Raw genomic sequence first — 22,880 nt, 5'->3', positions numbered from 1 at the left:
ACCTGAAGGCTTCCAGGATGAGCGTTCGATCGTCACGCCCTCGGCAAGCCTTCACTGACAAGCGGTTCGTAAGCATTCATGCTGCGCAATCAAAAAAGAGATGCTCCTTTGCTTCGCAAAAGAGCATCTCTTTTTCTCCTCTATCTCTGTCAAAGTCTCCGGTTGATGGGATCTTACTTCAGAATTTTGGCTGCTTCCATAAAACGCTGGATGCCTGTGAACAGTTCTACGGCAAAGAACAACAGCGTTGACCAGAGCAGATAATCCGGAAACAGCATCATAATGCTGAATAAAAGGAAGCCTTCTGTCCGTTCGGCCGCCCCTGCCTGATAATAGAAGGACTTCACTCCTGCTTTTTCAGACACAGCTCCAACGACAAGAAATATCGTCATCGAAATGATGATGGAGGCAGTAAGAAGAAGAAGCGGCCACAGCACGTCCGGGTGCACGTAGGCGATCGCAAGAATGATTCCGACTTCGACGACACGGTCGAACGTAATATCCATCACGGTGCCGAAGGGGGATGTTTTAGTATGGCGGGCCATTGTCCCGTCTACGGCATCAAGAAATCCGGAAAACCATAAAAGGACGACAGCAGCCACCGGATGGCCGAGCATGTAAAGGATACTGGTGCCCAGACCGATGAATAGAGCGGTGATGGTGATTTGATTGGCTGACCGGCCCTGTTTTAATAAATAGTGGGCGGTTTTATCAATGGAAGGCTGTACATATTTCCTGGCGTGGGTATCGAGCATGTGAACACCTGCTTTTCGTTGTTTTCCTGCCTGTTTATCCTATATCTTATCCTCTTAGACGATAGCATAATCAGGGCTGGGAAGAGAATTGAAAAGGTCCATGTGTAAGCTTTCTTACAATCGGAGAGCCGCTCATAAAAAAACTGACGGGAAAAGTTCCCGTCAGTCGGCTTCCGTATAGAAAGGTTCAGCTGGCATCTTCCTCTTCCTCAAACAAGGAGATGTTCCGTTTAGAGGTTTTCTTTTTATACACCCGGTTTACGTAGTCATCGGTCAGTGCCGCGATTTCCTTGTGCAGGAACAGGAGCGGGATAATATTCGCAAGAAGGACAAGGGCTAGAAGCAGATCAAGGAACTGCCATACAAACTGAAGGCCTCCGAGAGCTCCGACGAAAACGGCAAGAATATAAACGATTCTCATCCCTTTGGCCGCTTTCAGGCCATATAAGTATTCCGCCTGCTTCTCTCCGTAGAATACAAGAATTCCAATCGTCGTAATGACGAAAAAGAGCAGGAAGACACTGATGAAGCTTCCTCCGAACGCGTCGCCGAACTCACTGCCGATGGCGACGTTAATCATGTTGGAGGCATCGCTGCCATCGACTTCTGTCCAGGCCCCTGTAACGAGCACGACAAGGCCGGAAACGGTACAGATCAGAATCGTATCTACGAAAACACTGAAGATCCCCCACAGCGCCTGGCGGGAAGGGTGATCGGTCTGAGCAGCGGAATGGGCGATCGACGCTGTCCCGAGTCCTGCTTCGTTGGAGTAAAGACCGCGCGCAATTCCCCAGCGGAGCGCCTGGGCTACGGCGGCCCCGGCAAACCCGCCCGTAGCGGAAACAGGTGTGAAGGCGTGCTGGAAAATAAGAGCGAAGACGGAGGGGATTTCACCAATGTTGGCAAAGATGACGTAAAAACAGACAGCAAGGTAAACCAGCACCATCCCCGGTACCATTTTATCCGTGACTTTGGCAATGCGCTGAATGCCACCAAATACGACGAGGGCAATGGCCACGCACATGATGGCGCCGGTAACTTCCACCGGCCACCCAAAGGCTCCCTCGGTCTGGGTGGCGATGGAGTTGGACTGGACCATGACACTTGGAATCAGTTCAATCATAAGGAGAAAGGCAAAGGCGGTGGAGACCCATTTCCAGCCGAGCGCTTTTTTTATGTAATACTGCGGGCCGCCCACCCATACGTTCTTTTCATTCTTTTCCCTGTATTTCACTCCGAGAAGAATCTCGCTGTATTTCGTTGCCATTCCGATAAGGGCTACCACCCACATCCAGAAAAGTGCTCCCGGTCCACCGAGCGAAATGGCTACCGGAACCCCCACAATATTTGTGGCGCCTGCTGTCGAGGCAAGGGCTGATGTGAACGCCTGGAAAGGAGTGATGCTTCCTTTCTGTTTGTTTTTCTTGAAAATCTGGCCCACGGTTTGATGGAGAACATGACCGAAGAAGCGGAATTGAAAAAACTTGATGCGGAACGTGAGGAAGATCCCGCCGAGAATTAAGATAATAGCAAGAGGGTATGTCCATAAAAAGTTGGATACAGTGGCTAATGCATCTTTAAAGTCACTCCATAAATCTCCCAATAAAAGAAACTCCTTCCTATTTTTAATGTTAATCATACATTCCCTTTACCATTTACTGTTAAACGGTAAATCCCTCTGCATGATGTGGAAAAACATGGATTCTAGTACAATGAAAAGTAAAGGAGGAGAAGCAGGATGAAAATCGGAGAAAATCAGTTTCATGAGCATCGTATGAGTAAGCTGGTGAAAGGGGCCGTCGTTCCTCGGCCCATCGCATGGGTGTCTTCTCTCAGCTCTGGTGGTGTAGCCAATCTGGCTCCGTTCAGTTTTTTTACAGTGGCTTCCATGGACCCGGTCACGCTTTGTTTTTCCATTGGTGATGGAGAACGGGAGAAGGATACTCTTGTCAACATACGGGAAACCGAAACCTTCATTATTAACCTTGTAACAGAACAACTGGCTGACCAAATGCACGAGAGCAGTAAAAATCATAGTCCTGATGTAGATGAGTTCCATGCAGCCGGCGTGGAGTCGGAACCCGGAGATTTTGTAAATGTTCCGAGAGTGAAGGAATCCCCTGTGCACATGGAATGTACACTGTCACAGGTTGTAGAGGTGGGATCCGGTCATTTAGTGCTCGGCCGCCTTGTCGGTTATCATGTGAGGGACGATGTTTATATGGACGTGGATAAAATCGATCCCTATAAGCTGAAGCCGGTTGGAAGGATGGCAGGAGATTATACATATGTCCGGGAGTTTTATTCCCTGCCCATCGGATGTATGAAGCAAAAAAAATCATAGACGTATGCAGAGACTGCCGCGGCCTGCCCGGCGGTCTTTTTTTGTGACTTGTGCGTCCATGTTTTTTCACTCCGGGCCTTCTCAAAATAAGAGGGGACGTGTATACTACTGTATTAGTAGTAATAATACAGTTAATACAGAAGAGGCGGAGGTGGATCTATGTTTGAGCTGGATATCAGGAGCCGTAAGCCGATATACGAGCAGTTGATCGACAAACTGAAGCAGCTGATTATTCACGATGTTCTTAAGGAAGATGAAAAGCTTCCTTCTGTAAGGGAACTGGCGCAGCAGTTGACGATCAACCCGAATACAATTCAAAAGGCATACCGGGAGCTTGAGTCCCAGGGCTACATTTACTCGTTGAAAGGTAAAGGAAGCTTTGTTCATCCTTCAAGTAAAAACGGACGGAAAGAGGAGCTGGAAAAAGTGAGGGAAGAGTTGAAGGAATTATTTGCAGAAGCGATGTATTTAGGTATGAGCCGGGAAGAGATTGCTGAACTTTTAAAGGATGTGGAAGGGGGAGAACGTCATGATTGATGTGAGAAACGTCGATAAATCGTTCGATAAACAACAGATTTTAACCAATGTCAGCTTTCATGTGAACAAGGGGTCGATCTACGGGATGCTTGGATCCAACGGTGCCGGTAAAACGACGATGATGCGGATGCTCGCAGGAATCCTGCGGCAGGACGACGGTCAGGTCCATATTGACAATGCTGGGATTTATGAAAATACGAAAACAAAGCAGCGGCTCATATTTCTGTCGGATCACCTGTATTTCCTACCGCAATACACCATTCGGCAGATGGGGGACTATTATCGATCCTTGTTTCCCGGCTGGGATGAAGAGCGGTACGAAAAGCTGAGAACGCTTTTTAAGCTGGACGACAAGCAGAAGCTCAGCCGTTTTTCAAAAGGGATGCAGAGACAGGCGGCGTTCTGGCTCGCATTGTCCACCGTCCCGGATGTATTGATTCTTGATGAACCGTTTGATGGCCTGGATGCTGTCATGAGACAGAAAATCAGAAACTTGATTATCCAGGATGTGGCTGAACGTGAAATGACGGTTTTGATTTCTTCTCATAACCTGCGGGAAGTGGAGGATATCTGCGACCACGTCGGCATCCTTCATAAGGGAGAGATCCTGTTGGAACGGGACTTGGACGACTTGAAGGAAGACGTGCATAAAATTCAGGCCGCCTTCAAGGAGGATGCGTTTGATCCTGATGAAACAGATCTTGACGTCCTTCATGTAGAAAAACGGGGAAGCGTATATGTCCTCATCGTCCGTGGCACAGAGAAAGAAGTGGCACAGGAAATTCAGTCATGGCATCCTGTGGTTTATGACCGCCTGCCGTTAACGCTTGAGGAAATCTTCATCTATGAAATGGGAGGTGTCGGATATGCGTTTGAAAACATCCTTGTTTAATAAGGAAATATTCAAGCAGGATTTCAGAGCTGTAGGGTGGATCAGCATCGTCTATTTTCTTGGACTTTTCTTTCTCGTTCCGCTGCCGCTGTTTATGGATCTGAATACAGCCACTCCTATGACTCTACCGGTGGAAAATGACGGAGGGCTCCTCGGTTCGATGTTCGCCTTTGAGCTTCAAGCTGTTTTTCTATTGATTCTCCCTGTCTTGATGGCTGTTTTTTTATTCCGGTATCTTCAAACGAAGGATGCCTCAGACTTTGCTCATAGCTTACCGATCAGCCGTGGCAGGCTGTTGAACCATCACCTGGTGTCGGGGATTGTTCTGCTGCTCGTCCCGGTTCTCTTGAATTTCATCATTTTAGTTGTAACTTCATGGATCGCAGACGTATCGGGTTATTTCACGATGGGAAATGCCGCTTACTGGCTCGTTCTTTTCTGTGTCATGTCCATCCTATTATTTATGACCGGTGTTTTTGTAGGGACGCTGACCGGTTTATCCGCTGTTCATGCAGTAATTACGTATATTTTCCTGCTATTTCCCGCTGGAATGTACTTATTGATCAGCTATTACCTGGACATGACAATCAATGGTTTTTCAGGCGTCATCGTTCAGGAAGAAACGATCCAGCATTTATCACCAATCACAGATGTTCTGACGGCGCCCCCTTCCGGTGGTGAAGCCTCCGATCTTCCATTATCCCAAGTTTCTTTATGGACGTACGGTTTGGCATCTGTCGTCATTTATGGCCTTTCTTATGTCATTTATCAAAGGCGTGCGTTGGAAACGGCCACAAAAGCCGTGACTGTTCCAGCGCTGCGCCCTGTCTTTAAGTTTGGTGTTACCTTCTGCACCGCACTGCTTGGAGGGATGTATTTCGGTCTCAGCTTGAGTTCGTACGGCTGGATGGTGTTTGGCTGGGGATTGGGCGGAACCTTCGGGTATATGGTGTCAGTCATGCTGTTGGAGAAGACGTGGCGTGTCTTCCATATCCGTCTCATTAAAAACTGGCTCGTCTATACAGGAAGCGCAGGTGCTGTCCTGGCTCTCCTTCCGTTAGGCTGGCAGAGCTACGAAGCTTACATTCCGGAGCAGGAAACGGTTGTAAAAGCTTATATCAGTGAGGGTTATGGTGAATATGAACAGCATCAGATTGACGGCACGCCGATTTCCTATATCACATCAGGAGAGGGAATTGAATCCGTTCTTAATTTACATGAAGCCCTTGTCGAATACAGCGAACCTATGGTGATTGGGGAAGACTACTTCTTTATCCATTACGAACTGGAAAACGGTCGGAAGGTCCAGCGGCAGTACCAAACGGCTGATCCAAGAATCGAAGCCGCCCGGCAGGCGGTTTATGAAACAGAAGAAGGTAGAAACATCCGTTATCCAGCTTTAACACTGGAGAGTGGACAGGTGGACCGCATCCATCTTGATCCTAATGGAAAAGGAAGACCGCAGACAATTATGGATGACGAGAAAGTGACCGGCTTGTTGAAGGCTTTGCAAGAAGATCTGCGCAGTCAGTCTTATGAAGAGATGGCCCATCCAAGCGGCATGTATTCATGGATATCCTTCCGTGTGAAGGACGAATCCAATGAAATCATAACCAACCCTTATCAAACGACCGTATACGAAGGGTATGAACGAACGACGGCCTGGCTTAAAAAGGAAGGGTTGTATGAGGAGTTTATGGTCGGACCTGGGGATATTGCTGAAGCGGTAGTGTTTGAATGGCCGGAGGAACAGCTCGCCGATGATTATCCGAGATTTATCTATGATCGGTTAATGGAACAGGGCGTGGAGCCACTGGCCGTGGAAGGTGATGAGAAAATCGAGCCTCTGCTTCAAGGCGAACACAATCAGGATAGCGGTGCCTATATAGTCGCCCTTTACTATGACGATACCAACAAAGACCATAATGAAATTGTGACGTTCACCAAAGAGAATGCTCCGGATTTCGTTCGACAGTATTTTGAGTAAGGAGGAGAGCCGGATGGATATCCGTGAACTTTATGAGCGTTATCACCGGCGGGTCTTTTTCTCTGCATATAAAGTGATGAAAAGCCACAGCCTTGCTGAAGATGTGGTGCAGGAAACGTACTTGAAAGCCTATCACAAACTGGATGAACTGACGGATGAGGAAAAAGCGGGAGCCTGGTTGTCTACGATTGCCGCAAGAAAAGCGGTCGATCTGCTGAGAAAAGAGCGGCGTGCCGTTGTAGTATCGCTTGAACATATCCCGCTGCCCGATTCTTTATGTCAAAAGGACTCCCTCGTTGAAGCAACGTGTGAACGGCATCAGCTTGAGGAGGAGATCCAATCATCCATCAACTTACTATCCCCTAAAATAAGGGATGTTCTTCACTTAAGCTTTCAGTACAGCATGAAGGAGCAGGAAATCGCGGCCTTTCTGAACATAACCCAGGGCGCCGTGAAGTCGAGGCTGCACCGGGGCCGGAAACAGTTAAAGCAGAAATTCGATCAGAAGAAGTCGGTGGAAAAGACGGCATGAAAGAGTCACTCTGAAAATGGCTTCCTTTCAGCGTGCAGAGGAACCTGTGTTTTTCTAGCGTCTCCATGAGTGCGGATCATTCGCTTAAGCGGGGCGTGACCTCGAACGCTCTGTGAGTACAACATACTAATTCTCAACAAACAAAGGCCGCCCTGGAAACCGGGGCGGCCTTCGTTGTTCATTTTAAAACGATCTGATTAAAGAGCAGGGGTTGGGGTAGGTTCTGCATACCCGTTTTCATATGCTTCATCAATATCTGCACGGATGTCCTTGATCGATTTCCCCTGCTGATAATCGTTGATGGAAGAGGCAGCAATTTCAAGGCAGACCCCGCATTTCGTTCCGTGGTCATCCCACATGATCCGGCCGTCGTCATGGTTTTCATGAACGAAGCAGTCGTAATTATCTTTATGGCCGGCGCTTTCTCCGCAACCACAGTAGCAGGGAATGTTTTCAAGCAGATCACGGTGCTGGGCAGCAGCCAGGTAGATGTTCTGGACATTTTCGGGTTTCTCGTCCATGAAGGCGGGGAGGACATCCGCTGAAGCCGTTTCTTCACGCAGGTCTCCGTTCGCATGTTCGACATGACTCTCTTCACTTTCCGACGCTCCACATCCTGTAAGGAACAGGCCGGATACGAGTATACCCATGATGAGTACATTTTTCAGCAAAACAAAGCACCCTCTTTATATAGATTACCTCTATCATAAAGAGGGTGCAGGAAAGATTCAATCGTTTTCAAAAAAATGACAGACTTTCATAGAATTATTTTCCGAAAGAAGAGAGGAACTTGACTCTATCACCCATAGGCGGGACATTGTCATCCACAAGGGAAATCTCAAGAACGGCTGGCCCGCTGCTTTTCAAAACCTCTCCGAGTGTATCTTCATTCACATCTTCCATGGAATGAACGGAAGCAGACGGCACACCAAGAGAAGCGGCCATAGCAGTAATATTGACCGCTTCCTGACCAAACCGCTCATGCGCACGCTTATACTGCAGCGTATGCCCGTGATGGACCATGCCGAGCCGTGCATTATTCATCACGATAAACAAGACGGGGATGTTGTATTCTTTGGCTGTCAGCAGTTCCATCCCGTGCATGAAGAAGCAGCCATCTCCGGTGAGGCTTACCACGGGTCTTTCCGGTTCTGCAAGCTTGGCACCGATGGCACTGCCGATGCCGCTTCCCATCGCTCCGAAGTGGACATTGATATCAAAAGAATCCGTGGAACGGACGTTCATATAGTGGACGACATAAGCCATGAATTCTCCGATATCCACTGTATAGCGTGTATTCTCAGGAAGGAGCTTCTGCAGGGAGAGCAGCACATTCTGGGTGTTATACTCCGGTGTGATTTCCTGTGAGCGCTGTGGGAAGGCAGCCATTCGTTTCTGCCTTTGTCCAAGCTGATTCAAAGCTGTAATCAAAGAAGATACGGTCACATTGATATCCCCGTGTACAGCCATGTCAACCGGATACTTCCGGTTGAAGACCGTAGCATCGTAATCAACCTGGATAAGCGTCCGGTTGGCAGCCAGGGCGGGATTCCAGTTGTTCGTAGCCGTTTCCCCAAGGCTCGACCCAAGCACAAGGATGGTTTCAGCTTCATTCGAATGAATGAATGCGGAAGCCTCTTCGTGCCCCGCAAATCCGAATATCCCTTTCAGAAGCGGGTGATCATCCGGGATGAATCCCTTCGCCTGAGGGGTTGTGATAATCGGCCATTCCAGCGTTTCAGCCAGTTCCAGTACGTCTTCGACAGACCCGCGGATCCCTTGGCCGGCGAAAATAAATCCACTCGTTCCGGCGAGTTTTTCAGCCGTTTTCTGGATTTTTTCATCATCGGGAAGAAGAGGGAGCCGTTCCGGAAAAGCCGGAAGAGCGGGGGGCGTAACGGATGAAAGCTGAACGTCGATCGGCATAGCGATATGCACAGGGCCTGGAACACCGGTCAGGGCAATTTCCACCGCTTTATGAATTTCCGGAAGCAGGTCCTCCGCCCGGTCCACACGCTGGCTGTATTTCGTCACAGACTGATACAGAGGATCCGCATGCAGTTCCTGGGACGCGTTCAATCCGACAGTATCCACAGGGACAGCTCCGGTGAGGAACAGGACAGGAAGGTGCTCCCGCATCGCATTCGCCGCCCCTGTCACCAGATTTGTTCCGCCGGGACCACTGCTTCCGATGCATACACTCAGCGAACCGGAATATTTAGCATAGGCAGCGGCCATATAGGAGGCTGCTCCCTCATGCTTAGCGATAACAGGTGTAATGGAAGGCGTGTCATAAAGCTCATCAAAAAAGGCATTTACCGATCCAGCCGGAATTCCAAAAATATAAGAAACATCTCCTGAAACTAAATAATCCAGTACAGCACGAACAGATTTCATTTCATTAGCTCCTTTATGAATGTGATGGGACGTACCGCTCCTCAAATTCAGATACAGGAAGAGGGCGGCTGTATAAATATCCTTGAATCCAGTAGCACCCGTGCCGGGCAAGGAAGTCAGCCTGATCTCTGCTCTCGACTCCTTCTGCAATGACGTTCAGTTTCAGACTGTCAGCCAGAGTGATGATCGTCTTGATGATGGCGGCATTGTTCGCATTCGTTGTCATATGATCAATAAAGGATTTATCAATCTTAAGCGTATCCACCGGGAAATCCTTCAAATAGCCGAGGGAGGAATAACCTGTCCCAAAATCATCAATGGATATCTGCACACCAAGGTCCTTCAGTTCCCGGATCGTTTTAAGGGTTTGATTGGTATTGTTGACGATTAAATTTTCTGTCAGCTCCAATTCGAGCAGCTGTGGTGGAAGACCAGTCTCTTTAAGAATAGCAGCTACCTTGGATGCAAGATCGGTCTGCTGGAACTGCTGCGGCGACAGGTTGGCGGAGACGGCGAGCTGCGTGCATCCTTTGTCGTACCACTTTTTCATCTGGCGGCAGGATTCTTTGATGACCCACTCCCCGAGGGCGGTAATCAACCCGGTTTCTTCCGCCAGCGGAATAAACCGGCCGGGGGACAGCAAACCGAATTCCGGATGATTCCAACGAATCAGTGTTTCTGTACCGATCAATTCATCGGAGCGGACATCGAATTTGGGCTGATAATACAGTTCAAACTCATCCCCACGCTGGAGGGCTTTGAATAAGTCATTCTCCAGCTGGATCTGTTCAACCGAACGTTCTTCGATATCATTGGAAAAAAGCTGATATTGATTACCAGCGTAATCTTTCGCTTTATACATCGCTACGTCCGCATGTTTGATCAACGATTCAACATTGTCCCCATTCTCTGGATATATGCTGATACCAATGCTGGTTTTTATGCTTACTTCCTGGGATTGAATCGTAAAGGGTGTGTCGAAAGAAGCCAATACCCGCTCTGCGCATGCAACAGCATCATCTGTCCGATCGATTTTAGGAAGAAGGATGATGAATTCGTCGCCTCCCTGCCTGGAAACCGTCGCCTCCTTCGGAATGGCATGCTCCAGACGCTGGGCGGCCTGCTGGAGCACCATATCCCCGAAGCTGTGTCCGAACGTATCATTGATTTTCTTGAATCGGTCAAGGTCCAGAAACAGAATGCCCAGCGACTTTCCTGTTAATTCTGCATAGCTGAGCGCCTGCTTCAGCCTGTCTCTGAACAGGACACGGTTCGGAATATTGGTGACGACATCATAATAGGCATGGTATTTGATCTTTTCCTCCATCTGCTTGCGTGATGTCACATCTTTGAAGGTCACTACGTACCCGATGGTCTTATCGTTTTCCTGCTTAGGTGTTATAACATATTCGACAGGAAACGATCCGCCGTCTTTTTTTATGAAAAAGTGCTCCTGCCCGCTGTAAGTTTCCTTCCAGAGATAGAGATCCTTGAAGGAGTGGATGTCCACACTCGGATCTTCCCACTTGAAAATCCGTGCGTAAGACAAGCCCACTACATCGGTTTCATCGGCATAACCGAGCAGACTGGTGGCAGAAGGGTTTGCGAAGGTGATGTTTCCATCAAGGTCGATGCCGAAAATCCCTTCGCCCGCGGAATTCAAGATCAGGTCCTTTTCACGGCTGATCTGCTTCAATTCTATGAAAGCCTCCTCCAGTTCCCGGTTTTTCTCTATTAATTCAGAGGTACGGTCCTGGATGATAACCTCCTGCTTTTCTATATACAATAGATTGAATAAAACGGGGGCTGTTGTATCCACGATGGATTCAGCGAGCTGGCGGACAGAGGGGGTGAAGCGGAATTCCGTTTCAGTCAGATTGACGATGGCGATGGCGCCAAGGACTTCTCCAAGTGATACAAGAGGAATCATATACAGTCCTTTAATTCCAAACTCCCTGCAAATGTGCTTGTTGACACGGTCATCTTCATACACATCCGGGACAAGCACGGACTTTTTTGTTTCAATCACTTCCTGAAAGATCAAGTCTTCCTTATGATCGAACCGTGTCTTTCTGTGAGTGGCGATCCAGTCTTCCTCGGTCCAGTCACTGTTTTTGTTCAGGCTCGCCGGCTTCAGGCGGTCTTCTGCTACAGGATCGATAAAATGCGCGCCGATGTTCTGGTTTCCAAGGACTTCTCCAAGGTAATAAAAACATTTATCAAGAGCTTCCTGCAGCGAAGAACACAAAGATAAATCGCGTGTCACGTTAAGGAGAAGCTGTTTTTCTGAAATCAGTTTTTCTTTTCTTGTCAGGTTGTTGGCATTTCGCAGCGCTACAGCGGCCATGTGAATATAGGCTTTGACGCTTTCAATCTCAGAGTCCGTCAAATCCATGGGGATCCCGTAGTCAAACAAGAAGACGAGTCCATACAATTCATCTTCATAGGAGATGGGAGCGACAAGCAGCGAGTTGATCTTAAACGCCTGGATCGCCCGCTGGTCCGGGCGGTCATCCTTGGAAGTGTCCGGGATATAAATTGCTTCCCGCGTTTCAATCACTTCTTTGGCTAACAGATCCTGTTCCGGCTCGACAATGTGCATATCCAATGTCATGCCGTTAATGGTATTGGGTTTCCCTACATACCCCTGGTACGTGCCGTCTTCCCGCGGGAGATAAATCCCCACGGAATCGCACCTCATGATTTCTTCTGATATGGCTGTTACTACATGCTCTAATACTTCGCGCAGATCCAACTTGGTGTTGATCAGCTTGGTAATTTGAGCTAGTCGAGAATATCTGGTTTGCTCTTCAGCCATGTGGTTCCCTCCATAGTTTCATCTTTTGATAAAGTTCGACTATTATAGTGAACTTCCTGCATAAGATCCAAAGTTTTTTGAATAAGATCGAAAATAAAAGGCACAAAAGAACGTCTTTTGTGCCTGGTATCTATAACATATTGAGCACAGCTCCGGCAGCAACCCCGATGATAACGATGGCCCATGCCGGGACTTTAAAGAAATGAAGCAGGGAGAACAGGATGGCAGCGAGCGCGAAATCTTCTCCGCTTAAAATCGAGCTCTTAAGGACCGGATCATAAAAGGCAGCCAGCAGGATGCCGACGACGCTGGCGTTCACGCCTGTCAGAACTCCTTGGAAAGCCGGGCGCTTTCTAAGTTCGTTCAAGAACGGGAGCGCGGCTACAAGGAACAGGAAAGACGGGAGGAAAATCCCTGCCGTCGCGGCGACAGCTCCAGATATTCCCTGAATCATCGTACCGAGATAGCTTGAAAACGTGAACAAAGGTCCGGGAACAGCCTGAGCCATTCCATATCCAGCAAGAAAATCACCGGCAGATAAAAGTCCGGTCGGAACAACTTCCCGTTCCAGCATCGGAAGGACCACATGACCGCCCCCGAAGACAAGAGATCCGACCCTGAAGAATGTATCAAACAGCTGGATGAACAGACTGTCTGTATTCCTTGCCAGCACAGGCAGAAAAATAAGCAGGGCGACAAGAATACTGAGGGAAGCGACCCCTGCTTTTTTAGAAAAGGTGACAGGAAACGGCTGGATTCTGGATGGATTCAATCCGGAAAACATCTTCCACCCGAAGACGCCCGCAGCGAATATGATGACCAGCTGCATCCAGGCGGATGGATAAAGCAGCAGAATCAAGGCGGCTGCCAGTGCTATCGCAATCCTCGGCTTGTCCGGTGTCAACTTTTTACCAAGCCCCATCAATGCATGCAGGACGACAGCTGCAGCAACGACTTTAAGGCTGTGGATGAAACCGGCATCTGCCAAGTCAAAGGATTGATAAAGCATAGCGAATAGAATAAGAACCAGAATGGACGGCATCGTAAAACCGAACCAGGAAATCAATCCTCCAATGAACCCTCCGCGCAGCATACCTATGGCAATGCCTACCTGACTGCTTGCCGGGCCGGGGAGAAACTGGCAGAGGGCAATGATATCAGCATAGGTTTTATCATCGAGCCACTTTTTACGATCGATGTATTCGTCCTTAAAATAGGCAAGGTGCGCAATAGGGCCGCCGAAGGACGTGAAGCCGAGTTTTGTCGACGTGCGCAGTATTTCCAGCCAGTTACTTTTCTTTGATTGACTCATCTGAAATCTTCCTCCAATCTTTCCCTAAGATTTCTTCAGCAAGTTCCTGGACCTGCTGTTTTCCTTCTTTCAGTACCTGCTGCCCCTTGTCTGTAATGACATAGTATTTGCGGATTTTCCCTTCTACCTTCTCCTCGTATTTTTCAAGCAGCTCATCCTTATGCAGCTGCTTGAGCGTAGGGTAGAGGGTCCCCGGACTGATATCATAACCATGGGAAGCAAGCTCCTCTATAAGAAACGCGCCGTATATCGGTTCTATACTGGCATGATAGAGGATATGGATCTTAATCGAACCAAGAAAAAAATCTCTCAGCACATCGACCACCTCCATTATCGAAATCCGATATCATAATACGATAATGGTTGGGGGAAAGCAATGGAATCCCTGTAACCTTTACAAAAGATTTACTTTTGCATTCTTTTTCCGCCCTCCGTACAATGGGAGGTAATCACGTGTACGAACATATATGAAGCGGAGAAGGTGACAGACATGGAAATGTACGATGTAACCATTATCGGCGGAGGTACGACGGGGATGTACGCCGCTTTTTATAGTGGGATGAGAGGGCTGAAGACGAAGGTGATTGAAGACCAGCCGGAAACAGGAGGCAAGGTTTCGTTCTTTTACCCGGAGAAACAAATCTATGATGTCGGCGGTTTTCCCGGGATATCCGGGGAGGAACTTGCGGCAAATGTGGAAAAACAGGCACAGAGCATTCATCCGGCTCTTGTGACAGGGACGAAAGTAAAAGATTTTCAGAAACAGGAAGATGGGACGTTTCTTCTCATGACCAATGATGGGTCCGCTCATTATACAAGGACCGTCCTGATCGCTTCCGGACTGGGGACTTTCCAAATGCAGCCTCTCCAGGTGAATGGCGCCGCTGTTTATGATGGCACACAAATCCATTACACAATAAAAAATAAGGAACAGTATAAAGGGCTGAAAACCGCTGTAGTATCAGAAAACCGTGTCGGAATCGACTGGGCGCTTGCGCTGGAAGACTCCGCTGATGAAGTGACGCTGATCAATAGGGGCAACGCCTTTAAAGCGGTTTATGAAAAGGATGAGGAAAAACTGCAGGCGTCCTCAGTTCACGTCCAGTACGGCCGTACCATTCAGCAGTTGAAAGAGGAAGACGGACAGATGACCGGGGTGATTTTGAGTGATGGTACAGAGCTTTCTATTGATCACCTTCTCGTTTATGAAGGACTGCAGATGGAGAAAAGCGTGTATGATCAATGGGGAATCCACACCGATAAAGGACGGATTCCTGTAGAAACGGATATGTGTACCAATATTCCCGGAGTGTTCGCGGCAGGGGATGCAGTGGTCTATCCAAGTAAAACGATGTTGATTGCTTCCGGATTCAATGAAGCAATGGCTGCCATCAACAGCGCGGCCACTTTCCTGGATCCTAAAGCGAAGACTCAGGTCTACAGTACCGTCATTTATAAATACCTCGATGATTAACAAGTCGCGTCTCAGGTCTTTTGATCTGTAAAAACGGCTCTCCGTGGACGAGCGTGGCAATCAAAGGATAAACCCGTACAGTGACTCAGAAATCTTGGTCTCTGTACGGGTTTTATATCGGTATAGAGCTTTTCCGCTTCGTTTTAATGAACGTTGAAGTAACGGGCCTCCGGATGGGCAAATACCATCGCTGTTACGGATGCTTCCGGTTCCATCATGCATTCTTCTGTCAGTTCAATACCAATATCCTCTGGTTGAAGAAGGCGGAACAGCTTCTTCTGATCTTCAAGCTCTGGACAGGCCGGGTAGCCGAAAGAATACCGCTGTCCCTGATATTTGGCTGAAAATCGTTCCTGCATCGTAAAGTCTGTCGTATCCGGGAACCCCCAGCGGTCACGCATTTCCTGGTGGATCTTTTCCGCCAGCCCTTCAGCTGTCTCCAGAGCCAGTGCCTGCAGCGCATGGCTTTCCAGGTAACGGCCGTTATTTTTCAGCTCCACGGACCTTTGTCTGATTCCTTTGCCTGCGGTAACTGAGAAAAAACCGACATAATCCATCTCTCCGCTTGAAACGGATCTTAAATAGTCTGCCAGGCAGAGAAACGGTTCTTTCTGCTGCCTCGGGAACGTAAAGCGTTCCATGACACGGGTATGATCCCGGGGATCGTAGATCAGGACATCATCGCCGTCGGACTGCGCGGGGAAAAACTGGTATAAGGCAGAAGGTTCAATCCAGTTGTTTTGTTTCGCCTGCGTCAGCAGTTGATTGACGACTTCGTTTAAATGGACGGCTTTTTCATTTCCTTCTGCCAGCAGCTTCTCGAATCTGCCCTTTAATCCAAGGTGGTGTCCAATCAACATCTGCTTATTGATATACGGTTCAACGTGTGCGACAGGGTGTCGGAGGATCAAGTGCCGCTGAAAGTCGTGTGGCTGGTAGACGGGTCCATTCTCGGCAGCCATTGAGACTGGTCGGACAGCCGTGGCTGTGCCTCCGCCTCTGTTTTTTTCCGGGGCTGGACGATTCGTTCGCTCGACTGCAGCAGCCTGTTTTTCAGCCTGTTCACTTAGAAACTGTTCCCTGGAATCTTCACTGCTTAATTGATTGGAAATAGCGAGCCCATCCATGGCATCCTTGGCATATAAGACAGGTCCTCCATATTCTGGTGAAATTTTTGTATGGGTGAACTTCCGTGACAGGGCAGCGCCGCCGACAAGAATCGGCAGGTGGATGTTCTGCTGTTTCAAGTCCTGAGCGGTTAATACCATCTGCTGGGCAGATTTCACGAGCAGACCGGAGAGCCCGACAATGCTCGGTTTTTCTTGCTGTATCTGCTGAATCAGCTCTGCGGGTGTCACTTTGATTCCGAGATCGACGACTTCAAAACCATTGTTGCTTAAGATGATTTCGACCAGGTTTTTGCCGATGTCATGAACATCCCCTTTGACTGTCGCAAGCAGAACCTTGCCTTTTTTATTGGAAGCATCCCCTTTTTCCATATGCGGCTCAAGGTAGGCGACGGAAGCCTTCATGACTTCGGCACTCTGCAGAACCTCAGCGACAATCAGCTGGTTATCATTGAACAAGCGGCCGACTTCAGCCATGCCGGTCATTAACGGGCCGTTAATAATCGAAAGAGGTGTGTCATACTGTTGGAGGGCGAGGTTCAAATCAGGTATCAGCCCTTCCTTCGTACCTTCCACGACATAATGAGCGAGCCGCTCCTCAAGAGTCATTGTTGATGTCGGCGTTTTGGATTCCTTTTTCTTTCCGCGGTAAAAAGCTGTGAAATCTGCCAGTGTTGCGTCATTGGTATGAAACAGCAGTTCATCGGCGAGGGAGATTTCATCCCCGCCGATCGAGGCGTAGCGCTCGAGCTTTTCCGTATTCACAATCGCATAATCAAGACCGGCTTTTGTACAGTGATACAAATAGACAGCGTTCAGCACTTCCCGGCCGACTGGAGGAAGCCCGAACGATACATTACTCACTCCAAGGACAGTCTGACAGAGAGGAAGGTGCTGCTTAATCAACCGGATGCCTTCAATTGTCGCTTCTGCTGACCCGATATACTGCGCATCTCCGGTACCGACGGGGAAGACGAGCGGGTCAAAAATAATATCACGAGGGTTTATCTCGTATTCGTTTACGAGAATATCAAAGGAACGTTCGGCGATTTCCAGTTTCCGCTCCGCCGTAACGGCCATCCCCGTTTCATCAATCGTCCCGACAACAAGTGCCGCTCCGAACTGCTTAGCTAGGGGAAGCACCTCTTTGAAGCGCTCTACACCATCCTCCAGGTTGATGGAGTTAATGATCACTTTCCCCTGGGAAAAGGTAAGAGCTTTCCTGATGACGTGATAATCCGTGGAGTCGATCACCAGAGGCACCTTCACCTTATTGACGACCTGCTTCATGAAGGCTTCCATATCCTTGATTTCCTCCCGGTCCGGGTCGGCTAGACAGATATCGATGACCTGTGCTCCTTTTTTCACTTGGGCGCGGGCAATTTCCGACGCTTCCTCGTATTTTTCTTCTGCAATCAACCGTTTGAACTTTCTGGACCCGATTACGTTCGTCCGTTCCCCTACAAGGATCGGGCGGTCAGCGGGATCATCATAAATCAACGGCTCAATTCCGGATAGTGCGTGGGCATGGTCTTCCGGGGCGGTTCTTGGAGTGTACTCCTTGACGGCTTCTGCTATGGCACGAATGTGATCCGGCGTCGTGCCACAGCAGCCGCCGACAATATTCAACCATCCTTTTTCAGCAAAACCTGCCACTTTAGATGCCAGAGAAGCCGGGGTTTCATGATAATGTCCTTCTTCATCGGGCAGCCCTGCATTGGGGTAGCAGCTGACGGAGGTGGCAGCAAGATCCGAAAGAGAGCGCAGGTGATCCCGCATAAACTCCGGCCCTGTGGCGCAGTTCAACCCGACGACAGCCGGATTCATATGTTCCAGCGATAAATAAAAGGCTTCTATGCTTTGTCCGGCAAGGGTCGTTCCCATCGGCTCAATCGTACCGGAAATCATAAGGGGCACCTCGATTCCGAGTGCATGACCGGCACGTGTAATCCCGAGATAGGCCGCTTTGACATTCAGCATATCCTGGGACGTTTCCAACAACAGAAGGTCGACGTTTCCCCTCATTAATCCGCGTGCCTGTTCCTCATAGGTGTCCGCCAGCTGCTCGAATATCGTCCCACCGGTGACGGATAAGGTTTTCGTCGTCGGCCCCATCGCTCCTGCAACAAAGCGGGGGTGATCTTCTGTGCTCATTCGTTCTGCAGCCGTTTTAGCGATTTGTGCTGCTTTGATATTGATTTCCTCCGCCAGGTGACCGAGATTGTATTCATCGAGGACAAGGCTCGTCGCACCAAACGTGTTGGTTTCGATAATGTCCGCTCCCGCTTCCATATACCGGGTGTGGATGGTATCAATCAACTCCGGGTAGGTGAGGTTCAAATATTCATTGCATCCGTCGTAGTCCTCGCCGCCAAAATCCTCAGGGCTCAGGCCGGCTTCCTGAAGCATCGTCCCCATGGCTCCGTCCAAAATGAGAATCCTCTTTTTCAGCTGTTCGTCAAACCATGTGGATGCCATCGGACATCTTCCTTTCCTGTTCCTTTGTTTTCTGTTTAATGTACTTCGTTAGTTCCACCGTCATCTCGTAGCGGAGGAACGGGGTGATCAAGTAAATGCCGTTAAACAGGTCAACCGCTGTATCGATGAGGGACTTTGCGATGCTGATGCCCTCGGCCTGCGCTTGTTTCCGGTCCTGTCCGGATTTTTCCATTTTTTCCAGTATAGAAGGAGACAGGGTGATGCCGGGCACTTCATTGTGAAGGAATTCAGCATTGCGTGCGCTTGTCAACGGCATGATGCCGATGTAAAGAGGGGCTTCCACTTGTTTTGTCGCTTCATAGACTTCGAGAAGCTGCTCTTCGTTAAACACAGGCTGACTGATAAAGTAATCAGCGCCGGCGGTGATTTTCTTCTTCATTCTTCCTACGGCACGGTTCAAATTTCTTACATTCGGATTAAAGGCTGCAGCGACTGAGAATGATGTTTGGTTCCCGAGAGAATTTCCGGAAAAAGAAATGCCTCTGTTCATCTGCTTAATATAGTGAATGAGATCCAAAGATGACAAATCATAGACAGACGTCGCTCCAGGAAAATCCCCGATCTTCGTGGGATCGCCGGTGACCGCAAGGACTTGGCGGATGCCTTGTGTATGAAGACCCATCAAGTGGGACTGCAGACCGAGAAGATTGCGGTCCCGGCAGGCGATATGGACGAGTGGATCGACATCATATTTCTCTTTAATGATCGAAGCCATAACAGAGTTGCTGATTCGTGGAGAGGCTAGGGAGTTATCCGCAAGGGTGATCGAGTTAACACCAGCTTCCTGAAGCGCTTTGGACCCTTTAAGAAAACGGTCAATGTTCAACTTTTTCGGGGGATCCAGTTCGACAATGATGGACCGGCCTTTCTTCGCCGCTTCATGGAGGTGTGGTCGTTGATCTTTAGTGGATTGGACGGCTGTTTCGGCCTTTTGTCGGACAACTACAATCTTTTCTTTGATCGGTGCTTTTTCTTTTACTTTGGATGCGATGGCTTCAATGTGCTCCGGTGTTGTGCCGCAGCACCCGCCGATGATCCGCGCCCCTTGGTCGTAAAGCGCCCGGGCGCTTTTTTGAAAGTAGGAGGGATCTGTCGCATAAACGAGTCTGCCATCCTGAAAGGCCGGCAGACTGGCATTCGGATAGACAGATAGAAAAGCTTTTTCGGGTAAGGGCACTTCTTCTAAGGACTGGATCATATGGTACGGGCCGAGACGGCAGTTGATGCCTGTCACGTCCGCTCCGATTTTTTCCAGGTGAGTGAGCGCGTCAGGGAGTGGTGTACCATCCTGCAGCACCCCGGGTTCATGCATCGATACCTGGGCAATCAGAGGAAGGTCTGTTTCCTTCTGGGCGATAGACAGAATGGTGGAGAGTTCCTCTAGATCATAGAAGGTTTCAAAAAGAAGGCCGTCCACTTGTCCAAACAAAAGACAGTAGAGTTGTTCCCGGAAGCTTCGTTTTATTTCCTCAAGAGAAACAGCTTGTTTCTGAACCCCCCGGATGCCGCCGACCGTTCCGAGTACATACGCCTTGTCGCCGGCGGCATGTCTTGCGAGCTGGACAGCGGCTGTATTGATCTCCTTTACGTGATCCTCGAGGCCGTAACGGCCAAGTTTGATGTAATTGGCACCGTACGTATTGGTTTGAATCAAATCGGCTCCTGCCTGGACGTAAGCGTCATGAACGCTTTTCACTTCTTCTGGATGCGAAAGGTTCAGTTCCTCGAAACACTGGTCGACCCCGTAGGAATATAGAAGAGTCCCCATCGCCCCGTCTCCGACCAGTGTTTGTCTATGGAGGGCTTCACGTAATGTCATATACTCACCCTCCTGACTTCAGCAGTCCGTTCGATTTGGTTCAAAGCCTGCGAAAAGTCAGCGATCAGGTCCTCCGGTTTTTCCAATCCGACCGATAAACGCAGCAGTCCGTCTGTGATGCCGCGTTTGGCCCGTTCCTCCTTAGGCATGGAGGCATGGGACATCCGCGCCGGGTACGATAAGATCGACTCGACAGCTCCAAGACTTACGGCATACACCGGAATTTCGACAGCTTTTGTGAATTGACGGACAGCCTCCTCGTCACGGAGGCGGAAAGATAGAACGGCTCCATACCCGTCGGATTGATACGTGTGGGTGGAATTCCCCGGATGACAGCGGAAGCCTGGATAGTACACGTGCTCGACCAGAGGGTGACTGGATAAAGCTTCTGCGACTTTTGCCGCTGATTGAGATGATTGGGTGATTCGGCAGTGGAGTGTCTTCAGGCCGCGGAGCACGAGCCAGCAATCGTGTGCGCCCAGAATAGATCCGAAAGAATTCTGTAGAAAAGAAAGAGCCTCTGCGACGTCTTTCCTGTTGGTCACGGCTAACCCGGCGACGACGTCACTGTGTCCGGCAATGAACTTTGTTGCACTATGGAGGACAAGATCGGCGCCAAGGTCGAGCGGACGCTGCAGGGCTGGTGTCATAAAGGTGTTATCGACAAAGGTGAGGCAGTTGTTCGCTTTGGCGAGTTTTGCCACTGCACTTATATCAGTGATTTCAAGTGTTGGATTGGAAGGAGTTTCAATATATAACAGCTTCGTATTCGGCTTTATGGCTGTAGCCACTTCATGCAGATCGGTCATGTCAACAAAGGTGTGATCGATTCCAAAGCGGTGGAGAACATCGTGGATCATTCGGAAAGTCCCCCCGTATACGTCCTTGGTTATAACGATGTGATCCCCTTTGGATAAAAGCATGAATGCTGTGGAGATCGCTGCCATTCCGGAGGCGAAAGCAAAGCCTTTCGTGCCGTTTTCAAGGCCGGCGATCGTCTCTTCCAACGCTGTTCTTGTCGGGTTTCCCGACCGGCTGTAGTCGTAATCTCCAGGTGTGTCAAAATCCTGTTGGTGAAAGGTTGAGGACTGTTGGATCGGGACACTCACCGCTCCGGTCTGCGGATCGAACTTCTGGTCGTTGTGAAGCAGGCGGGTCTGCAGGGAATGGGTATTCATTGGACGGATTCCTCCTTAGGTAATTGACTCAAAGTAGATTGAAGATCTGTCAAAAGATCATCGATATGCTCCACGCCTACGGAAAAACGGAGCAGTTTATTGCACACGCCGTAGCGGACGCGTTCTTCTTCAGGGATATCGGCATGGGTCTGGGTGGCGGGGTAGGTGATGAAGCTCTCCACACCTCCGAGACTTTCCGCGAAACTGATTAAATTCAATCCTCTTAGAAAAGGGTCGATCCAATCTTCTTCCTTTAGCCGGAAGGACACCATGCCGCCTTTTCCTGGGTAGAAAATATCACTCACACATGGATGATCCTCCAGGAATCGAACGACGGCTTTGGCGTTGCCTTCATGCTGCCTCATCCGTAGAGGCAGGGTTTTCATGCCGCGCATGACGAGCCAGGAGTCGAACGGCGACAGGACAGCCCCGGATGTATTCTGATGAAAAGCGAGCTTTTCGCTGATGTCTGTTCCTTTACTGACAAGAAGTCCGGCCAGAACATCGTTATGTCCAGCCAAATATTTCGTCGCGCTGTGAATGACGATGTCCGCTCCATCCTTCAACGGCTGTTGAAGGGCCGGTGTGTAAAGGGTGTTATCGACAATCAGCAGGAGGTCATGTTCTTTTGCAAGTCCGGCCATCTGCTTGATGTCGGTTTGGTGCATGAGCGGGTTTGTCGGGGTTTCAATGTAAACGGCTTTCGTACGTTCGGTCACATAAGAAGGGAGGTCATTCAGCTTTTCGTTTTCCAGGTAGGTGAACTGTAGACGATAACGCTCCTTCATATGTTCAAATAAGCGGTAGGTTCCCCCGTATAAATCTTCGGATACGAGAATTTCATCACCCTCCCGGAATAGGGAGAGGACGGTCTGGATGGCGGACATTCCTGAACTGAATGCAAAACCTGCGTCACCTTCTTCGATATCGGCGATGGATGCTTCAAGGATTTTTCTTGTCGGGTTGCCCGTCCGCGTATAATCAAATCCTGTAGATTCCCCGAGCCCGGGGTGGCGGTAAGGGGTGGAAAAGTAAACCGGTGGATTGATCGCTCCGTACGGTTCGTTCCGCTGGTTTCCTGTCTGGACGAATTTTGTTTCCGTGTGACACATAAAAATACTCCTTTCGTTTATGAACTGATCAAGAGAGGAAGAAGCGTGAAGACGAAAAAGGACGCCTTCTCTAAGAAGAAGGCGTCCTGGATATCCA

The 22,880-nt window shown here is 49.2% G+C and carries 17 protein-coding genes; 6 read left to right on the top strand and 11 right to left on the bottom strand.

What is annotated here, in order from left to right; all coding sequences use genetic code 11:
• Positions 1-173: 173 nt before the first annotated feature.
• Together H615_RS0100255 and H615_RS0100250 are read right to left on the bottom strand one after the other, a co-directional pair.
• The gene (locus H615_RS0100255) at positions 174-755 is read right to left on the bottom strand and encodes a CDP-alcohol phosphatidyltransferase family protein (protein WP_027953285.1); all 582 of its coding nucleotides are present in this window, start codon (positions 753-755) and stop codon (positions 174-176) included.
• 187 nt (positions 756-942) lie between these two features.
• Entirely contained in the window at positions 943-2,358 is a 1,416-nt protein-coding gene (locus H615_RS0100250) for an alanine/glycine:cation symporter family protein (RefSeq protein WP_027953284.1), read from the bottom strand.
• 135 nt (positions 2,359-2,493) lie between these two features.
• Between H615_RS0100250 and H615_RS0100245 the strand changes: the two genes are divergently transcribed.
• The 5 genes from H615_RS0100245 (at position 2,494) to H615_RS20655 (ending at position 7,047) form a co-directional block, all read left to right on the top strand.
• A complete protein-coding gene (locus tag H615_RS0100245) occupies positions 2,494-3,099 on the top strand; it encodes a flavin reductase family protein (protein ID WP_027953283.1) in 606 nt (201 codons plus the stop codon).
• 159 nt (positions 3,100-3,258) lie between these two features.
• Complete coding sequence (locus H615_RS0100240) at positions 3,259-3,636, top strand: GntR family transcriptional regulator (RefSeq protein WP_027953282.1); 378 nt, start codon at positions 3,259-3,261, stop codon at positions 3,634-3,636.
• Complete coding sequence (locus H615_RS0100235) at positions 3,629-4,528, top strand: ABC transporter ATP-binding protein (RefSeq protein ID WP_027953281.1); 900 nt, start codon at positions 3,629-3,631, stop codon at positions 4,526-4,528. Before H615_RS0100240 ends, H615_RS0100235 begins: the two co-directional genes overlap by 8 nt.
• Positions 4,503-6,515, top strand: coding sequence for a DUF6449 domain-containing protein (locus H615_RS0100230; protein ID WP_027953280.1), 2,013 nt, complete (start codon positions 4,503-4,505; stop codon positions 6,513-6,515). The genes H615_RS0100235 and H615_RS0100230 overlap by 26 nt, the downstream gene beginning before the upstream one ends.
• 13 nt (positions 6,516-6,528) lie before the next feature.
• Complete coding sequence (locus H615_RS20655) at positions 6,529-7,047, top strand: RNA polymerase sigma factor (RefSeq protein WP_051254541.1); 519 nt, start codon at positions 6,529-6,531, stop codon at positions 7,045-7,047.
• A 197-nt stretch (positions 7,048-7,244) separates the two neighbouring features.
• On the opposite strand, the gene H615_RS0100220 is transcribed toward H615_RS20655, so the two are convergent.
• The 5 genes from H615_RS0100220 to H615_RS20650 all read right to left on the bottom strand — a co-directional run bounded on the left by H615_RS0100220 (position 7,245) and on the right by H615_RS20650 (position 13,890).
• Positions 7,245-7,718, bottom strand: a complete 474-nt coding sequence (locus H615_RS0100220; protein ID WP_027953279.1) for a PCYCGC motif-containing (lipo)protein — start codon at positions 7,716-7,718, stop codon at positions 7,245-7,247.
• Between the two features lie 94 nt (positions 7,719-7,812).
• Complete coding sequence (locus tag H615_RS0100215; protein ID WP_027953278.1) at positions 7,813-9,444, bottom strand: thiamine pyrophosphate-binding protein; 1,632 nt, start codon at positions 9,442-9,444, stop codon at positions 7,813-7,815.
• 13 nt (positions 9,445-9,457) lie between these two features.
• Positions 9,458-12,262 carry a sensor domain-containing phosphodiesterase gene (locus tag H615_RS0100210; protein ID WP_027953277.1) on the bottom strand — a complete coding sequence of 935 codons (2,805 nt, stop codon included), beginning with the start codon at positions 12,260-12,262 and terminating at the stop codon, positions 9,458-9,460.
• 130 nt (positions 12,263-12,392) lie between these two features.
• Entirely contained in the window at positions 12,393-13,574 is a 1,182-nt protein-coding gene (chrA, locus tag H615_RS0100205; RefSeq protein WP_027953276.1) for a chromate efflux transporter, read from the bottom strand.
• The gene (locus H615_RS20650; protein ID WP_425306993.1) at positions 13,552-13,890 is read right to left on the bottom strand and encodes a PadR family transcriptional regulator; all 339 of its coding nucleotides are present in this window, start codon (positions 13,888-13,890) and stop codon (positions 13,552-13,554) included. Before H615_RS20650 ends, chrA begins: the two co-directional genes overlap by 23 nt.
• Positions 13,891-14,064: 174 nt before the next feature.
• Here H615_RS20650 and H615_RS0100195 point away from each other — a divergent pair, with 174 nt between their 5' ends.
• Complete coding sequence (locus H615_RS0100195; protein WP_035531009.1) at positions 14,065-15,048, top strand: NAD(P)/FAD-dependent oxidoreductase; 984 nt, start codon at positions 14,065-14,067, stop codon at positions 15,046-15,048.
• Between the two features lie 143 nt (positions 15,049-15,191).
• On the opposite strand, the gene metH is transcribed toward H615_RS0100195, so the two are convergent.
• Genes metH through H615_RS0100175 form a run of 4 tightly spaced genes read right to left on the bottom strand, consistent with a single transcriptional unit; the run spans position 15,192 to position 22,783 of the window.
• A complete protein-coding gene (metH, locus tag H615_RS0100190) occupies positions 15,192-18,653 on the bottom strand; it encodes a methionine synthase (protein ID WP_027953274.1) in 3,462 nt (1,153 codons plus the stop codon).
• Positions 18,634-20,493: a bifunctional homocysteine S-methyltransferase/methylenetetrahydrofolate reductase gene (locus tag H615_RS0100185; protein ID WP_027953273.1), complete on the bottom strand. Its 1,860-nt coding sequence runs from the start codon at positions 20,491-20,493 to the stop codon at positions 18,634-18,636. The genes metH and H615_RS0100185 overlap by 20 nt, the downstream gene beginning before the upstream one ends.
• The gene (gene metC, locus H615_RS0100180) at positions 20,490-21,671 is read right to left on the bottom strand and encodes a cystathionine beta-lyase (protein ID WP_027953272.1); all 1,182 of its coding nucleotides are present in this window, start codon (positions 21,669-21,671) and stop codon (positions 20,490-20,492) included. Before metC ends, H615_RS0100185 begins: the two co-directional genes overlap by 4 nt.
• The gene (locus H615_RS0100175; RefSeq protein ID WP_027953271.1) at positions 21,668-22,783 is read right to left on the bottom strand and encodes a methionine biosynthesis PLP-dependent protein; all 1,116 of its coding nucleotides are present in this window, start codon (positions 22,781-22,783) and stop codon (positions 21,668-21,670) included. The genes metC and H615_RS0100175 overlap by 4 nt, the downstream gene beginning before the upstream one ends.
• Positions 22,784-22,880 lie beyond the last annotated feature (97 nt).

The sequence above is a fragment of the Halobacillus kuroshimensis DSM 18393 genome, from assembly GCF_000425705.1.
Classification (GTDB): domain Bacteria; phylum Bacillota; class Bacilli; order Bacillales; family Halobacillaceae; genus Halobacillus; species Halobacillus kuroshimensis.
Note: the sequence above shows the minus strand (reverse complement) of the source record. Positions and strands in the feature narration are given on the sequence as shown.

Excerpts from the sequence above, each read along its gene's own strand:
- H615_RS0100255 (WP_027953285.1), bottom strand. The coding sequence starts at position 755 with ATGCTCGATACCCACGCCAGGAAATATGTACAGCCTTCCATTGATAAA.
- H615_RS0100245 (WP_027953283.1), top strand. The coding sequence starts at position 2,494 with ATGAAAATCGGAGAAAATCAGTTTCATGAGCATCGTATGAGTAAGCTG.
- H615_RS0100240 (WP_027953282.1), top strand. The coding sequence starts at position 3,259 with ATGTTTGAGCTGGATATCAGGAGCCGTAAGCCGATATACGAGCAGTTG.
- H615_RS0100235 (WP_027953281.1), top strand. The coding sequence starts at position 3,629 with ATGATTGATGTGAGAAACGTCGATAAATCGTTCGATAAACAACAGATT.
- H615_RS0100230 (WP_027953280.1), top strand. The coding sequence starts at position 4,503 with ATGCGTTTGAAAACATCCTTGTTTAATAAGGAAATATTCAAGCAGGAT.
- H615_RS20655 (WP_051254541.1), top strand. The coding sequence starts at position 6,529 with ATGGATATCCGTGAACTTTATGAGCGTTATCACCGGCGGGTCTTTTTC.
- H615_RS0100215 (WP_027953278.1), bottom strand. The coding sequence starts at position 9,444 with ATGAAATCTGTTCGTGCTGTACTGGATTATTTAGTTTCAGGAGATGTT.
- H615_RS0100210 (WP_027953277.1), bottom strand. The coding sequence starts at position 12,262 with ATGGCTGAAGAGCAAACCAGATATTCTCGACTAGCTCAAATTACCAAG.
- chrA (WP_027953276.1), bottom strand. The coding sequence starts at position 13,574 with ATGAGTCAATCAAAGAAAAGTAACTGGCTGGAAATACTGCGCACGTCG.
- H615_RS0100195 (WP_035531009.1), top strand. The coding sequence starts at position 14,065 with ATGGAAATGTACGATGTAACCATTATCGGCGGAGGTACGACGGGGATG.
- metH (WP_027953274.1), bottom strand. The coding sequence starts at position 18,653 with ATGGCATCCACATGGTTTGACGAACAGCTGAAAAAGAGGATTCTCATT.
- H615_RS0100185 (WP_027953273.1), bottom strand. The coding sequence starts at position 20,493 with ATGACATTACGTGAAGCCCTCCATAGACAAACACTGGTCGGAGACGGG.
- metC (WP_027953272.1), bottom strand. The coding sequence starts at position 21,671 with ATGAATACCCATTCCCTGCAGACCCGCCTGCTTCACAACGACCAGAAG.
- H615_RS0100175 (WP_027953271.1), bottom strand. The coding sequence starts at position 22,783 with ATGTGTCACACGGAAACAAAATTCGTCCAGACAGGAAACCAGCGGAAC.